The sequence below is a fragment of the Microbispora sp. H10830 genome, assembly GCF_014161375.1.
Classification (GTDB): domain Bacteria; phylum Actinomycetota; class Actinomycetes; order Streptosporangiales; family Streptosporangiaceae; genus Microbispora; species Microbispora catharanthi.
In genome coordinates this window covers 1-13119 of record NZ_JABBWX010000032.1, presented here as the reverse complement: position 1 = coordinate 13119, position 13119 = coordinate 1, and the positions used below count along the sequence as shown (strand labels likewise).

General features: G+C 70.0%; 13 protein-coding genes. 8 read left to right on the top strand and 5 right to left on the bottom strand.

The genetic code is table 11. The features are described from left to right. Positions 1 to 10: 10 nt before the first annotated feature. Positions 11 to 2500 (top strand): non-reducing end alpha-L-arabinofuranosidase family hydrolase, encoded by a 2490-nt coding sequence (locus HHX35_RS41415; protein ID WP_220506508.1) that lies wholly within the window; start codon positions 11 to 13, stop codon positions 2498 to 2500. Positions 2501 to 2587: 87 nt separating this feature from the next. Next, positions 2588 to 2758: a hypothetical protein gene (locus tag HHX35_RS41410; protein WP_182904069.1), complete on the top strand. Its 171-nt coding sequence runs from the start codon at positions 2588 to 2590 to the stop codon at positions 2756 to 2758. 367 nt (positions 2759 to 3125) lie between these two features. On the opposite strand, the gene HHX35_RS41405 is transcribed toward HHX35_RS41410, so the two are convergent. From HHX35_RS41405 to HHX35_RS41395, 3 genes are read right to left on the bottom strand one after another with little or no spacing between them, the layout of a single operon-like run. Further along, the gene (locus tag HHX35_RS41405) at positions 3126 to 4442 is read right to left on the bottom strand and encodes a hypothetical protein (protein WP_182904068.1); all 1317 of its coding nucleotides are present in this window, start codon (positions 4440 to 4442) and stop codon (positions 3126 to 3128) included. A 10-nt stretch (positions 4443 to 4452) separates the two neighbouring features. Then, positions 4453 to 4926, bottom strand: a complete 474-nt coding sequence (locus HHX35_RS41400) for a hypothetical protein (protein WP_182904067.1) — start codon at positions 4924 to 4926, stop codon at positions 4453 to 4455. A 30-nt stretch (positions 4927 to 4956) separates the two neighbouring features. Then, positions 4957 to 5874, bottom strand: coding sequence for a copper resistance protein CopC (locus HHX35_RS41395; protein WP_182904066.1), 918 nt, complete (start codon positions 5872 to 5874; stop codon positions 4957 to 4959). Between the two features lie 506 nt (positions 5875 to 6380). Here HHX35_RS41395 and HHX35_RS41390 point away from each other — a divergent pair. From HHX35_RS41390 to HHX35_RS41375, 4 genes are all read left to right on the top strand, one after another. Continuing rightward, positions 6381 to 6935 carry a hypothetical protein gene (locus tag HHX35_RS41390; RefSeq protein WP_182904065.1) on the top strand — a complete coding sequence of 185 codons (555 nt, stop codon included), beginning with the start codon at positions 6381 to 6383 and terminating at the stop codon, positions 6933 to 6935. A 121-nt stretch (positions 6936 to 7056) separates the two neighbouring features. Further along, positions 7057 to 7785 (top strand): SCO family protein, encoded by a 729-nt coding sequence (locus HHX35_RS41385; protein ID WP_182904064.1) that lies wholly within the window; start codon positions 7057 to 7059, stop codon positions 7783 to 7785. Next, positions 7782 to 8270, top strand: coding sequence for a copper chaperone PCu(A)C (locus HHX35_RS41380; RefSeq protein WP_182904063.1), 489 nt, complete (start codon positions 7782 to 7784; stop codon positions 8268 to 8270). Before HHX35_RS41385 ends, HHX35_RS41380 begins: the two co-directional genes overlap by 4 nt. Next, positions 8267 to 9487, top strand: a complete 1221-nt coding sequence (locus HHX35_RS41375) for a Dyp-type peroxidase (RefSeq protein ID WP_220506507.1) — start codon at positions 8267 to 8269, stop codon at positions 9485 to 9487. The genes HHX35_RS41380 and HHX35_RS41375 overlap by 4 nt, the downstream gene beginning before the upstream one ends. A 271-nt stretch (positions 9488 to 9758) precedes the next feature. On the opposite strand, the gene HHX35_RS41370 is transcribed toward HHX35_RS41375, so the two are convergent. Next, entirely contained in the window at positions 9759 to 10910 is a 1152-nt protein-coding gene (locus HHX35_RS41370) for a cytochrome P450 (protein WP_259405891.1), read from the bottom strand. Positions 10911 to 11395: 485 nt separating this feature from the next. Beyond that, a complete protein-coding gene (locus HHX35_RS41365; RefSeq protein WP_182904061.1) occupies positions 11396 to 11977 on the bottom strand; it encodes an MFS transporter in 582 nt (193 codons plus the stop codon). Between HHX35_RS41365 and HHX35_RS44360 the strand changes: the two genes are divergently transcribed. Continuing rightward, on the top strand, positions 11976 to 12392 hold the full coding sequence (locus HHX35_RS44360) for a pyridoxal-phosphate dependent enzyme (RefSeq protein ID WP_310739660.1): 417 nt from the start codon (positions 11976 to 11978) through the stop codon (positions 12390 to 12392). The genes HHX35_RS41365 and HHX35_RS44360 overlap by 2 nt on opposite strands. A 269-nt stretch (positions 12393 to 12661) precedes the next feature. Further along, entirely contained in the window at positions 12662 to 12973 is a 312-nt protein-coding gene (locus HHX35_RS41355; protein WP_259405889.1) for a helix-turn-helix transcriptional regulator, read from the top strand. The last annotated feature ends 146 nt before the right edge of the window (positions 12974 to 13119 follow it).

Genomic DNA, 13119 nt, shown 5'->3' with positions numbered 1-13119 from the left:
AGGCTCAGGCATGGGCGCAAACGACTTACCCCCGCCCGGAACCCGGCTGCGCCGGGCCATGGTCGTCGGAGCTGTGGCCGTGCTCGGCGCGGCCACGGCACTGGTGGCGGTGACGGTTCCCGCGGACGCGGCGGCGAGCACCCTGGGCGCCGCGGCCGCGCAGAGCGGCCGTTACTTCGGTACGGCGATCAGCGCGAACAAGCTCGGTGACTCGGCGTACACCACGATCGCGAATCGTGAGTTCACCATGGTGACGGCCGAGAACGAGATGAAGATCGACGCCACCGAGCCGAACCAGAACCAGTTCAACTTCACCAACGCCGATCGGATCTACAACTGGGCGGTGCAGAACGGCAAGCAGGTGCGCGGGCACACGCTGGCCTGGTACGCCCAGCAGCCGGGCTGGATGCAGTCGCTGTCGGGCAGCGCGTTGCGCCAGGCGATGATCAACCACATCAACGGCGTGATGGCCCATTACAAGGGCAAGATCCCCTACTGGGACGTCGTCAACGAGGCCTACGCCGACAGCGGCGGCGGCCGGCGCGACTCCAACCTGCAGCGCACCGGCAACGACTGGATCGAGGTCGCCTTCCGCACCGCGCGCGCCGCCGACCCCGCGGCCAAGCTGTGCTACAACGACTACAACACCGACAACTGGACCTGGGCCAAGACGCAGGGCGTCTACAACATGGTCAAGGACTTCAAGTCCCGCGGCGTGCCGATCGACTGCGTCGGCTTCCAGTCCCACTTCAACAGCGGCAGCCCCTATCCCAGCAACTACCGCCAGACGCTGCAGAACTTCGCCGCCCTCGGCGTGGACGTGGCCATCACCGAGCTGGACGTCGAGGGCGCCTCGGCCACCACCTACGCCAACATCGTCAACGACTGCCTGGCCGTGCCGCGCTGCGTCGGCATCACCACGTGGGGCGTGCGCGACAGCGACTCCTGGCGCTCCAGCCAGACCCCGCTGCTGTTCGACGGCAACGGCAACAAGAAGCCCGCCTACACCGCGGTCCTCAACGCCCTCAACAGCGCTCCCAACACCTCGCCCAGCCCCACCCCGCCGGTCAGCCCGAGCGCCAGCCCGAGTGCCAGCCCGAGCGCCACGCCGACGGAGCCCGGCGGCGATGGTGGTAGCGGGCCGATCAAGGGTGTCGGCTCCGGTCGCTGTCTGGACGTGCCGAACGTGAGCACCACGGACGGCACGCAGGTGCAGATCTGGGACTGCAACGGCCAGACCAACCAGACCTGGACCTACACCTCCTCCCAGGAACTGCGGGTGTACGGCAACAAGTGCCTGGACGCCGCCGGCACCGGCAACGGCACCAAGGTGCAGATCTACTCCTGCTGGGGCGGCGACAACCAGAAGTGGCGCCTCAACTCCGACGGAACCATCGCCGGAGTCCAGTCGGGGCTGTGCTTGGACGCCGTCGGACAGGGCACCGGCAACGGCACCCAGATCCAGCTCTACTCCTGCTGGGGTGGCGACAACCAGAAGTGGACCTGGAGCGGCGGCACCACGACCTCCAGCCCCACCCCGCCCGCAAGCCCCACGCCGCCCGCAAGCCCCACACCGACGCCGACCGGCACGTGCGCTCTTCCGTCGACGTACCGCTGGACCTCGACGGGCGCGCTGGCGACTCCGAAGTCGGGGTGGGTCTCGCTCAAGGACTTCACCAACGTCGTCTACAACGGCAAGCACCTGGTCTACGCGACGACGCACGACACCGGGTCGGGCTGGGGTTCGATGGGCTTCAGCACGTTCACCAACTGGTCCGACATGGCCTCGGCCACCCAGACCAAGATGAACTCGGGCACCGTGGCGCCGACGCTGTTCTACTTCGCGCCCAAGAACATCTGGGTGCTGGCCTACCAGTGGGGCGGGACCGCGTTCTCCTACCGCACCTCCAGCGACCCCACCAACCCCAACGGCTGGTCCTCGCAGCAGACCCTGTCCACCGCGAGTATCTCCGGCTCGGGCACCGGGCCGATCGACCAGACGCTGATCGGTGACGGCCAGAACATGTACCTGTTCTTCGCCGGCGACAACGGCAAGATCTACCGGCAGAGCATGCCCATCGGCAACTTCCCGGGCAGCTTCGGCTCCAACTACACGACGGTCATGAGCGACTCGACCAACAACCTGTTCGAGGCGGTCGAGGTCTACAAGCTCCAGGGCCAGAACAAGTACCTCATGCTCGTCGAGGCGATCGGCTCGCGGGGCCGGTACTTCCGCTCGTTCACGGCCGACAGCCTGAGCGGGTCGTGGACGCCGAACGCCGCGACCGAGAGCAACCCCTTCGCCGGTAAGGCCAACAGCGGCGCCACCTGGACCAACGACATCAGCCACGGCGATCTGGTGCGCAACAACCCCGACCAGACCAAGACCGTCGACCCCTGCAACCTGCAGCTGCTCTACCAGGGCCGCAGCCCCAGCTCCGACGGCGTCGACTACGGTCTCCTGCCCTACCGGCCGGGCCTGCTGACCCTGCAGCACTGACGGCATGACGCGAATCCGGCCCCTGGTGGTCCTGACGTTCCAGGCCCAAGGCGTAGCTGACCCTTATCGGGAAACACGATCAGGACCATGAAGCCGGAACGGGCGGGCTCGGCGCCAGGCCGAGCCCGCCCACCTCACGCAGGCCACGACCGGCCCTCCGAACCCGACGTGATCGCCGCTCTGCACTGCCAGGCGGTGCCGCGGCGGCACGTGGTGAAGTTCGTGCCGACCGAGGAGGAGTACGCCGACTTCCGCTGACCAGGGCATCCCCCAGCGCGGCACGGGCCTGTTCGTCATCCCGGACGATGTGCGGCGTGCCTGGATCGGCGTAGTCGTGGGCGGTGCAGCAGCCGGCGACCCGCACAACCCCAGCCCACAGGCCGCCTTCCAGACAGCACCGCCTGGACGATATCGACGTCCGGCAAGCCCGTGCAGCGTCTGCGAGCCACCGCAGCAGCCAGGACCTGTGGCGGCACGCTCGGACGCCGGTCGCGCGAGGGATACATGTCCGCGAACATCCCTGCGGGAAAGAGCGCCCGACGATGCTCGACCAAGAACGCCGGCACGCACCCTGCACGTGATTCATTTTCGCCTGAGGCCAGAACGAAAGATCTCCACTGATCTTCTAGGCGGCGAAGAGGAGGAGCAGGCCCACGACGGTGTAGGCCACCATCAGCACGAGCAGGGGAATCTGCCCGAGTACGGCGGTACGCCGGGGGAACAGGGTCAGCGCACGATCGTGCGCCAGAACGGTGCCCAGCACGTGGCCGATGACGATGACCGTGACCTGGAGGGTGGCGACGCCCGCGGGGGTGGTGCCGAGCGCCTGGATGGTCCACCCGGCGGTGCCGAGCCAGTCGGCGCCCGTGTCCAGCGGATCGGACAGCAGTGCGATGGTCCGCTGCCCTTCCAGGAGGAACAGGGTGTAGTAGTGGGCCACCACGTATCCGACGGCTACCGGCACGATCGAGTGGGCGATCTCGCCCGCCGTCGTACCCGGCTCCGCCGCACCCCATCGGCCGGCGAGCGCGGTCGCGGCCCGGTACGCCGCGAGCACCAGGCCGATGACGGCGACCAGGCCGGCGGTGCCCGTGACCGGGGCCGGCACCGCGCTCTCCTGCATGAAGCGCACCCACACCGGGGCGTTGGACAGGCTGTCGTACATGGTGGAGCCCAGGAGCACGACCACCAGTGCCGTCAGTCCCGGTGCCGGTCGTAGCCCGGCCATGCCGTCGAGGGAGTTGCGCCAGACCACGACGCCGTCGCGGCGTCTGGCGGCCGGGGCCAGCCTGCCCACGAGGTCGCTGTAGACCTCGAACGGATCGGCGTGGCCGAACCACCGGGAGCCGAAGACGACCGCCCCGGCGAGCATGAGCACGGCGTAGGCCGCGAGCCAGGCTCCGATGACCGGCAGGGTGGCCCGTTCGGGGGCGACCAGTTCCAGCCAGACGAAGGCGAACAGGCCGGCGCAGGCGGGCCAGTATCCGACGCCCGCGGGCAGCGGCCGCAGGCCGAGCTCGGGGTCGCGTCCGAGCCCTTTGCAGGCCAGCAGGTGCAGTGTCCGCAGCGGGTTCAGGCCGCGCCACACGGGCCCGAACAGCAGCGACAGCGGCACCAGACCGACCCAGAACAGGACGTAGAACGCCCCGGCCGTGGGGTTGTCGGCCCGATCGGGACCGAAGATCAACCCGATGCAGAAGTACGCGGCGGCGACCAGCCCGGCGACTCGCCAGACCCACCGCCAGGCCGGCGCGGTCACCGCCGCCTGGAGGGCGGCGGGCACCGAGCGGGCAGCGGTGAGGGCGGCATCCAGCCGCGGTTGTTTCCACAGTGCGCCGAGCGCCACGAAGGACACCAGCAACGCGAGGGCCGCGCCGGTCAGCGCGGCCGAGAACGGGATCGGCAGGTCCTGACGACCGCCGACGCCGTGAGCCAGCAGCATTCCCGCGGCCCTAACGCACGACGAGCTGGAACAGCTGCAGTCCCGACTCGTGCGTTTCCATCTCGAACAGCCCGGTCTCGTCGGCGACGAACTCGATGCTCACGGGAGTGCCGGGCTTCAGACCGGCCTCCTTGTCGTACCCGTGCAGATGCGCCTCGTCGGCGGTGTCGCTGGTGACGGTGATCCGCACCGTCTGGCCCTTGGTCACCTCGATCCGTCCCGGCGGCGGCGTGACCTTCCGGCCGGCGATGGTGACCGTGATCTCCTTCACGGCCGAGTCGGCGGGGGCGGCGGCCGGCTCGCTGGGGGCCGCGGGAGCCGAGTCGGCAGGAGCCGGGGAAGCCGACTCGGTCGATACCGGGGGAGCCGATTGGGCGTGGATCGCGGCATCCGACCCGCCACAGGCCGACGTGGCCATCAGCAGGGCCACGCCGAGCGGGAGCGCGGCGAGCAGCGGGCGCAGGCGTGCAGGGGCGAACGTCATGCGTGGTTCTCCAGTGGGGGTGCGGGCGAGTCAGCGTCGCTTGGCGGATTTGGGGCGGTGCGGGGTGCGTGACGCCGGGGCGTGTGAGGGCTTCCTGCCCTGTGGGCGGCCGGAAGACCGCCGCGCGGCCGTGGTGGCGGGCGTGGTGGCGGGCGCGGGCCGCCGCGCCGCCCGCACCACCAGGACACCCGCTCCCAGGACGAGGACCGCGGGCACCAGCCATACCGACAACCCGGTGCCGGAGTCGGCCGGCTGCGCGTTCCCGGCGGCAGTGCCGACCGAGCCGGTTTCGGGAACCGCGGCCGGGCCGGCGCCCGCCTCGGAAACCGCGGCCGGGCTGGCACCGGCCTCGGGCACCGCCGGGCCCATCGCCGCCGGACTGTCGCCGGTCCCCGGCATCGGGGTCTGGGCACCGCTCCCGGGCTCGGCCGAGGCGAGCAACATGGAGTCGGGCTCGTTGTCCGGGGCCTGCCAGCCCTTGGGGGGTCCCGAGGTCTTGCCCTTGTAGGTGAACCGCAGTTCCCCTCGCACCGGCTCCCCGTCGGAGGCGATCGACAGATACCGGACGACGTACTTGCCCCGCTCCGGCCAGTATGCGACGGGGACCTCCGCGGGAAATCCGGTGTTGTACACGCTTGGTTCCCACACCCCGTTGACCAGGTTGTACTCCTGGACCGGCTTGTCGAGGCGTTTCGGCCGGCCGTGCGTCCAGGGCTGGTCGACCCGGGCGCCGCTGGGAGAGGTGACCGCGAAGTACGCGTTCGGGGAGGGGGCCTCGGTGAAGTAGAGAGAGAGGGATTCCAACGGCTCGCGCACCGTGCCGTCCTTCGCCGGTGTCGACATCGCGAGCTGTCCGTGGGCGAAAGCGGGCGCCGACAGGGTGGCCATCGCCACCACGCCGACGACGACGAGCAGAAGCAACCGGCCCAACCAGCGCGCCAACGTCACTTCTGCTCTCCATGAGGTACGGCCCCTGGGCGGGGAGATGCGGCTTGGGCCAATGGGACCAATTCCGTCGAGGTTAACGACTTTCACCACAGAAGAACAGAACTTGGATCGTTGGCAGCAGAAGTAGAGAATGTTGCGATTAGCGGTGTTTTCTATTCGCTGCTACGGCGATGCGTGCTGTCAGCCCCCGGGTGCGTGCATGACGACGACAAGACGAGTCTGTGACCTGGCGATCCGCGACTGCCGAGACATGGCGCGGCGGTAGCGACGAGGGCTGTGGTGCCGGGAGGACGTCGAGGCATCCCGCCGTCGTGAGCGGCAAGGCGGCAGAGGCCGGTCAGGGCTCGGTGGGGAAGTGGTGCGCCGGTCCACCTGTAGACTGCTGCTCTACGCGGCGTAGAGCAAAGGTGGAGGTCGTGCGGCGCCCGCCTGGATGGTTTCGGCTGATGCGTGCCGGGGTTTTCGCCCTGGTGTGTGTCGGCCTGTCCCAGGCAGGTCACGATTCGATGGCAGCACGGCCGGTGCCGGCATGGTCGGCCGGCATGGCCTTGGGCCTGGTCACAGTGATCGGTTACCGGCTGGCCGGTCACGAGCGGTCGGCCCGCTGGCTTCTGGCGGCGGTGGAGGCGGTCCAGCTCTACCTGCACGCGTGGTTCACCTGGACGACCCCGGCGGACGGAACCCACAGCGCCGGCGCCCACGCCATGATGCCGGGGCACACGGCCTCGGTGACCGTCGCGCACGGCGCGAGTGCCGCGCACGACGGGATGTCTGTCCCGGCGATGTTCGCCGCGCACGCGGTGGCGGGCGCGTTGGTCGCCTTCTGGCTGTCGGTGGGCGAACGCGCGCTCTGGCGGGCCCTGCGTTCGCTGGCGTTCGCCGTCTCGTCTCACCTCTGCCGGGTTCTCGCTCTTATCGGGCCTGTGCCGACCCCCGCGCATCCGGGCGCGGCGCCCGTGCCGTACGACGAAGACGATCTTTCGGCCACGACCGCGCTCCGGCACACCGTGGTCCGCCGGGGACCCCCGAGGGGACGGCGTATCTCCCTTCATCCCGTCTGACCGCGCCGGACCTCGTAAGGGCAAGGCACCGCGGCGTTCAAGGCACCGCGCCGCCTGTGGTCGTCCTCGGCATCGGCATGGTCAGGCGTGCCGTCAGCCTGCCCGAGAACGAGGAACGACCTTGACACACCCATCAATCACATCGGCGGCGACCCGGCGAAGGTCAGCCGCGCGACGATCGGCGGCCGGGCTCGCCCTGCTGCTCCTGACCGGAGTGCTCGCCGGCTGCGCGGGATCGGCGGACACCGCCGGGGCGCCCGTACGGTTGCTCGGCCCCGCGCGCGAGTTCCACGGAACCTGGCTGGAGCAGCCGCTTCCCGAGCCCGACGTGACGCTGACCGACACCTCCGGCAAGCCGTTCGACCTGCGGCGGGACACGGCGGGCCGGCTCACGCTCGTGTACTTCGGCTACACCCACTGCCCGGACATCTGCCCGACCACCCTGGCCGACCTCACCGGCGCGCTGAGAGATCTGACCAAGGCCCAGCGCGACGCGATCTCCGTTGTCTTCATCACCACCGACCCCGACCGGGACACCCCTGACGTCATCAAGTCGTGGCTCGCGTCCTTCGACTCCTCGATCGTCGGGCTCACCGGCGACTATGCGACGATCCGGTCCGCGGCCAAGTCGGCGGGGATCGCGCTGGAGCCGCCGGCGGCCAAAAAGGGCGCATACGAGGTGACGCACGGAGCCCAGGTCATCGCCTTCGACGGCACCCATCAGGGCCGTCTGATCTTCAGCTCGGGCACGTCATCCGCCGACTACGTGGCCGACCTGCGCAAACTACTCGGACGGGTCACGCTGGCAACCTCCACTCCAGGCACCAGCGGTCAGGGAGCGGCGTCATGACCCTCCTCACGAGATCGCGTACGCCGTTGATCCTCGCGGGTATCGTCGTGGCCGCCGTCGCGGCGGCGATCGCCTGGGTGTCGACCGGCCAGGCCGGGCCTGCGAAGATCTCCGATCTGCGCGTGACAGGGGCGTACGTCCCGCAACCCGCCTCGCCGGACGTGGCCGCCGCCTACTTCACCGTCACCAACTCCGGCGACGTCCCCGCCGTGCTCACCGGCGTCCACACCGACGTCTCCGACATGTCGATGATGCACGAGAACGCCGGCACCACCATGAGCATGCTCGACGTGGTGACCGTACCCGCGCACGGCACGTTCACCTTCAGTCCCGGCCGCTACCACATCATGATCGAGTCGCCGGCGCGGGCTCTGAGGCAGGGTGACCATGTGGCGCTCACGCTGAGCTTCGCCAAGCTCGGCCAGATCGCCGTGACCGCTCCCGTCATGCCGGTGGGCTATCGTCCCCCGGCACGGAATCCGTGAGCGGGGCGGGCACGCCGCGCCGGTTCACCCGGCGCGGCGTGCTGGCGGCGACCTCGGCGGCCGGCATGGCGGCCGTCGCGGGAGCGGTGGGCGGCGACGCCGCGGCCTCGGTCTTCCGAGGGGAGCGTGCCGAGGAGGTGGGCGGACGGCGCTTTCCGTTCGACGGCGCCCACCAGGCCGGCGTCCTGGCCCCGACCGCCGCACACGGGTGGTTCGCCGCCTTCGACCTGGCCCCCGGCGTCACGGCCCGCCAGCTGGAAGCTCTGCTGCGCACATGGACACGTGACGCCCGGCTGCTGACGGCGGGCGAGCCCGTGCCGGGAGACGACGCCATGGCACTGGGCCACGGGCCGTCCTCCCTGACGATCACCGTGGGTTTCGGCGCCTCGCTGTTGCGCAAGCTCAAGACGGCCGTTCCCGCCGAGCTCGCCGCGATCCCGCCCTTCCCCCGCGACCAGTTGGACCCGGGGCGCGGCGACGGCGACATCGGCGTGCTGCTGACCGCCGACGACGCGATCGTCGTCGCCCACGCCCTGCGGGCGCTGAGCCGTACGGCACGCGGAACGGCGGCCGTGCGATGGCAGATGAGCGGTTTCAACGCGGTCGACGGAGTCACCGTGGCCAAGGGAGCCACCCCCCGCAACCTCATGGGCCAGCTCGACGGAACGGGCAACCCGAAAGTGGGCGAGCCGGGGTTCGACACGCACATCTTCGCCACCGATCCGGGGTGGATGCGCGGAGGCAGCTATCTGGTGTTCCGGCGCATCCGGATGCTGCTCGACGCGTGGGACACCTTGTCACGCGAACGGCAGGAGCAGATCATCGGGCGGCGCAAGGACACCGGGGCCCCGCTGTCCGGCGGCACCGAGTTCACCCCGTTCGACCTCGACAGGCAGAACCCCGACGGCGGGCTGGCCGTCGGTCCCGGCGCCCACGTACGGCAGGCCGCCCCCGCATCGAACGGCGGGGCGACGATCCTCCGTAAGGGGTTCTCCTATTTCGACGGCCTCCGGCCCGACGGGGCGCCGGACGCCGGGCTGCTGTTCCTCGCCTTCCAGAGCGATCCCAGGGACGGATTCACCCGGATCCAGCAGCGCCTGGCGCTGGCCGACGAACTCAGCCGGTTCATCGTGCACGAGACCAGCGCGCTGTTCGCCGTCCCGCCCGGGACGAATGCCCGCGGCTACCTCGGCCAGAGCCTGCTGGACGCCCTGTGACCGCACCGGACCGTCACGGGCTCGCTCGCACAGGAGGGTGAAGGCGCGTTCGGCTTGACCCAGGCAGCGGAGGCACCGCAGCAGACGGCCGAGCCGTACGCGCCGCGCCACCATCAGGTCGAGCAGCGCCAAGCCTCACAGGCTCTACGCCTGAGCCTGCTTGCTGAGCCACTCGGCCGCCTCCCGGCCGCGTCTGCCGCGAACGCGAGCAGGACGTCGGCAGGTGGTCCGGGAACGACCGGGAGGCCGGTCGTTCCCTCAACGAGAGGTGTTACCAGACGACCGGCAGGGCATCGAGACCGTAGACGATGGAGATCTCGCGGAAGGCCAGCTGCTCGAACGGCACGGCCAGACGCAGGCCGGGAAAACGCCGTAGCAGCGCGGGGAAAGCGATCCGCATCTCCATCTGCGCCAAAGGAGCCCCGATGCATCTGTGGATGCCGTGTCCGAAGGCGACGTGAGGGCTCACCTTCCGCCCCGGAATGGCCCGGTCCATGTCCGGGCCGAGGGCGGGGTCGCGATTGGCGGCGGTCAGCGAGCAGAGCACCATCTGCCCCTTTTCGATGGGCTGCCCGGCGAGTACGAGATCCTCGCGGGCGAAGCGCGGAAAGGCGACCTGCACAACTGTGAAGTACCGCAGGAGCTCCTCCACGACCTGATCGACGTGGTCGTCGGTCTCGCGGACCAGGGCGGCCTGCTCGGGATTCTCCAGCAGCCACAGCGTGCCGAGAGCGAGCATGCTGGTGCTGGTGTCGTGGCCGCCGGTCAGCAGGCCGTCGGCCAGGCCGGCCAGCTCACGATCGCTCACCTCGTCGCCGTGCTCACGCAGCAGCGTGCCCAGCAGGCCGTCGCCGGGGTTCGCGCGTTCCTTGGCGACCAGATCGGTCAGGTAGGTGATCGAGTCGTTGACCGCCTGGATGGAGGCTTCGGGACCGGCGGACAGGTCGAACCTGTCGGCACTCATCCGGAGGAAATCGGACCGGTCGCCGTACGGCACACCCAGCAGTTCGCAGACGACGAGCGACGGGATGGGAAGGGCGAAGGCCTGGACCAGGTCTGCTTCACGCCCGCCCCGCTCCATCGCGTCAAGATGGTCGTTGACGATCTTCTGGATGCCGCCGTCCAGCCGCCGCAGCCGCCGCATGGTGAACTCGGGCGTCAGCAGGCGCCGCAGCCGCGTGTGCTCGGGTGGGTCGCGGAAACCGAGACCGCCGGGGTCCTCCTGGTTCGCCCCAGCGGCGATCACATTCGCGAAGTCGTTGCTGAACCCGGCCGTATCGCCCAGCACCGCCCGGACGTCGTCATATCGGGTCACCAGCCAGACAGTGGACCCGTCGGGCATACGCATCGGGTAGACGGGCTGTTCGGATCGAATGCGTCCGAGCTCCGCCACAGGATCGAAACCTTGGCGGAGGAACTGCATGAGGGGGAATTCGTCATCTGCCATCGAGGATGGTCCTTCATATGAGGGATGAGTTGGCGCGCCGGCGTGAGTTCGCACAAGCGATGAGGGGCCGGAGGGGCGTCGCCTCGCGGCGGCGCCGTAGAACGGCGCCGTGCTCGATCGCGCGGGCCCAGTGGCTTTCTGTACTGGAGAGTGTCGACGGGCAGGAAGGGGTGTCCCTGTCGGCCGGTTTTCGGTGTCGGAGCCGCTGCCCGCCTCGGGGCTGTTGTCCTCGGCCGCCATGACCGCGTGTGCCGTGGACGCGGACGGACTCGGTGACCTCGTCGCCCTGGCCGGAGACGGCGGGCTCGGGCAGCATGCGCCGGCAGCCTGAGATCCCGGCCAGGCACCGGCCGCCGTCAGGGGCGGTCCAGGCCGACGAGCCGCCGACCGACCGGCCCGAACGGAACCCGGCCGGGGGTAGGCATCCGGGCGTTCCGAAGCTCACAGGAGTTCGGAGAACCTCACACAGACAGAAGAAACGGCGGCCCACGCCGGACGACCGCGTGCCTCAGCACGGCTTCGCGGCCCGGGGCGTCGTCCGCGGCGTACGGGAACAGGCGGGGGCGGCCGGGCACGCGGGCACCGGCCTGCAACAGCGCGAGCAATGGCGCGAGCCACCCGATCGCGCCTGCGCCGATCGTGCGCAGGATCGACCACAACACCGCCTCGCCCCGCGACAGCCACCAGCCGGTGATCAGAGCCGCGATGAGATGGGCGGTGAGCATTCCGGCGTGCACGCTCAGCGCGTGGCCGTGCGCGTGCACCCCGGACACGGCCGACACACGGACGGGCGGCACGGCGGGCCCGAGAAGCTCATGCAGAAAGACCTGGGCCGCCAAGACCAGGCCGATGACGGTCGCCGGCGACCGCTCCCGGCCCGCCACCGCCGTCGCTCCCGCCATGACGGTCAGCCCGCCCACCAGGAGGACCGGCAGGGCCGGGCCGGTGCCGCCGGCGAAGCGGTGCGCGCCCACGCCGAGCAGCACGCAGACGACCGAGAAGGCGGCCGACCGCGCGAGCCGTAAGGATAGGGAGGCGCGCATGACGAAGACGACTATTCCACACGGGTCCCTCGGCCCCCGATGCCACCGATCCCGAGCTGACATCCTCGTGGACCGGGTGCACCACCTGCTGACCCGGGATCCGGGAGCCTACTGGCCTCGGCAGTACGACAACCCCGACAACGTCGACGCCTATGCCGGACTGGCGCACGAACTGATCGAGCAACTCGGCCGCGTCGACGTGCTGGTGTGCAGCGTGGGGACCGGGGGCCACTCGGCGGGGGTGGCCAAAGTCCTGCGCCGTCTGTGTCGTCGCCTCCTGGCTGGCCACCACCTCGCCCGCCGACACCCGGATCGCAGCCATCTTCCCCGACGGCCCCGCCCGCTACTACACCACGATTTACGACGACGCCTACTGCGCGGCACATCATCTGCTGGGCCGGCCGCCGACCTCTGACCCCCGCTTTCCGAGATCACCCGGGCTCGGAAGCGGGGGTTTTCGTAAGCGCGGTTCTCGCCTGTCGGCGGTCGCGGTGAACCGGACACGCTACGGGCGAGATCTCACGCCTGTGTGCGTGTCCCGGCGTCGAGAGCGTTGACAGATGAGATCGTCTCGTTATGCTCTCACATGTGAACAGTAGTACAAATATTGTCTCCATCGCCTCGGCCGACTCCTGTTCGCTGCCTGTCGTCGATGCGGACCGTGTGGAGAGCGTCCGGCGGGCGATGCCGGCCCCGGAGACGGTGGAGGACCTCGCGCAGATCTTCGGGCTCCTGGCCGACCCCGGACGGCTGCGGCTGATCGCGGCGCTGCTGGAGGGTGGCGAGATGTGCGTGTGCGATCTGGCGGCGGCGACCGGCCACAGCATGTCCGCCGCGTCCCACGCCCTGCGCCTGCTGCGCGTCCACAACGTGGTGAAGGTGCGGCGCGCGGGAAGGATGGCCTACTACCGTCTCGCGGACTCGCACGTACGCATGCTGTTCGACCTGGCGATCACCCACATGCGACACGGCGAGCAGGAGCGGGACGATGAGTAGCGGTCACGGGCACGGGCATGGTCACGGGCACGCGGTCAGCGCCGGGGCCGATCGGCGTCTGCTGACCGGCGCGCTGGCGCTCATCCTCGGCTTCATGGCGGTCGAGGTCGTCATCGGCGTCATCGCGCACTCCCTCGCCCTGGTCT

Excerpts from the sequence above, each read along its gene's own strand:
- HHX35_RS41380 (WP_182904063.1), top strand. The coding sequence starts at position 7,782 with ATGACCCTCCTCACGAGATCGCGTACGCCGTTGATCCTCGCGGGTATC.
- HHX35_RS41355 (WP_259405889.1), top strand. The coding sequence starts at position 12,662 with ATGCCGGCCCCGGAGACGGTGGAGGACCTCGCGCAGATCTTCGGGCTC.
- HHX35_RS44360 (WP_310739660.1), top strand. The coding sequence starts at position 11,976 with ATGACGAAGACGACTATTCCACACGGGTCCCTCGGCCCCCGATGCCAC.
- HHX35_RS41390 (WP_182904065.1), top strand. The coding sequence starts at position 6,381 with ATGGCAGCACGGCCGGTGCCGGCATGGTCGGCCGGCATGGCCTTGGGC.
- HHX35_RS41405 (WP_182904068.1), bottom strand. The coding sequence starts at position 4,442 with ATGCTGCTGGCTCACGGCGTCGGCGGTCGTCAGGACCTGCCGATCCCG.
- HHX35_RS41415 (WP_220506508.1), top strand. The coding sequence starts at position 11 with ATGGGCGCAAACGACTTACCCCCGCCCGGAACCCGGCTGCGCCGGGCC.
- HHX35_RS41410 (WP_182904069.1), top strand. The coding sequence starts at position 2,588 with ATGAAGCCGGAACGGGCGGGCTCGGCGCCAGGCCGAGCCCGCCCACCT.
- HHX35_RS41365 (WP_182904061.1), bottom strand. The coding sequence starts at position 11,977 with ATGCGCGCCTCCCTATCCTTACGGCTCGCGCGGTCGGCCGCCTTCTCG.
- HHX35_RS41370 (WP_259405891.1), bottom strand. The coding sequence starts at position 10,910 with ATGCAGTTCCTCCGCCAAGGTTTCGATCCTGTGGCGGAGCTCGGACGC.
- HHX35_RS41400 (WP_182904067.1), bottom strand. The coding sequence starts at position 4,926 with ATGACGTTCGCCCCTGCACGCCTGCGCCCGCTGCTCGCCGCGCTCCCG.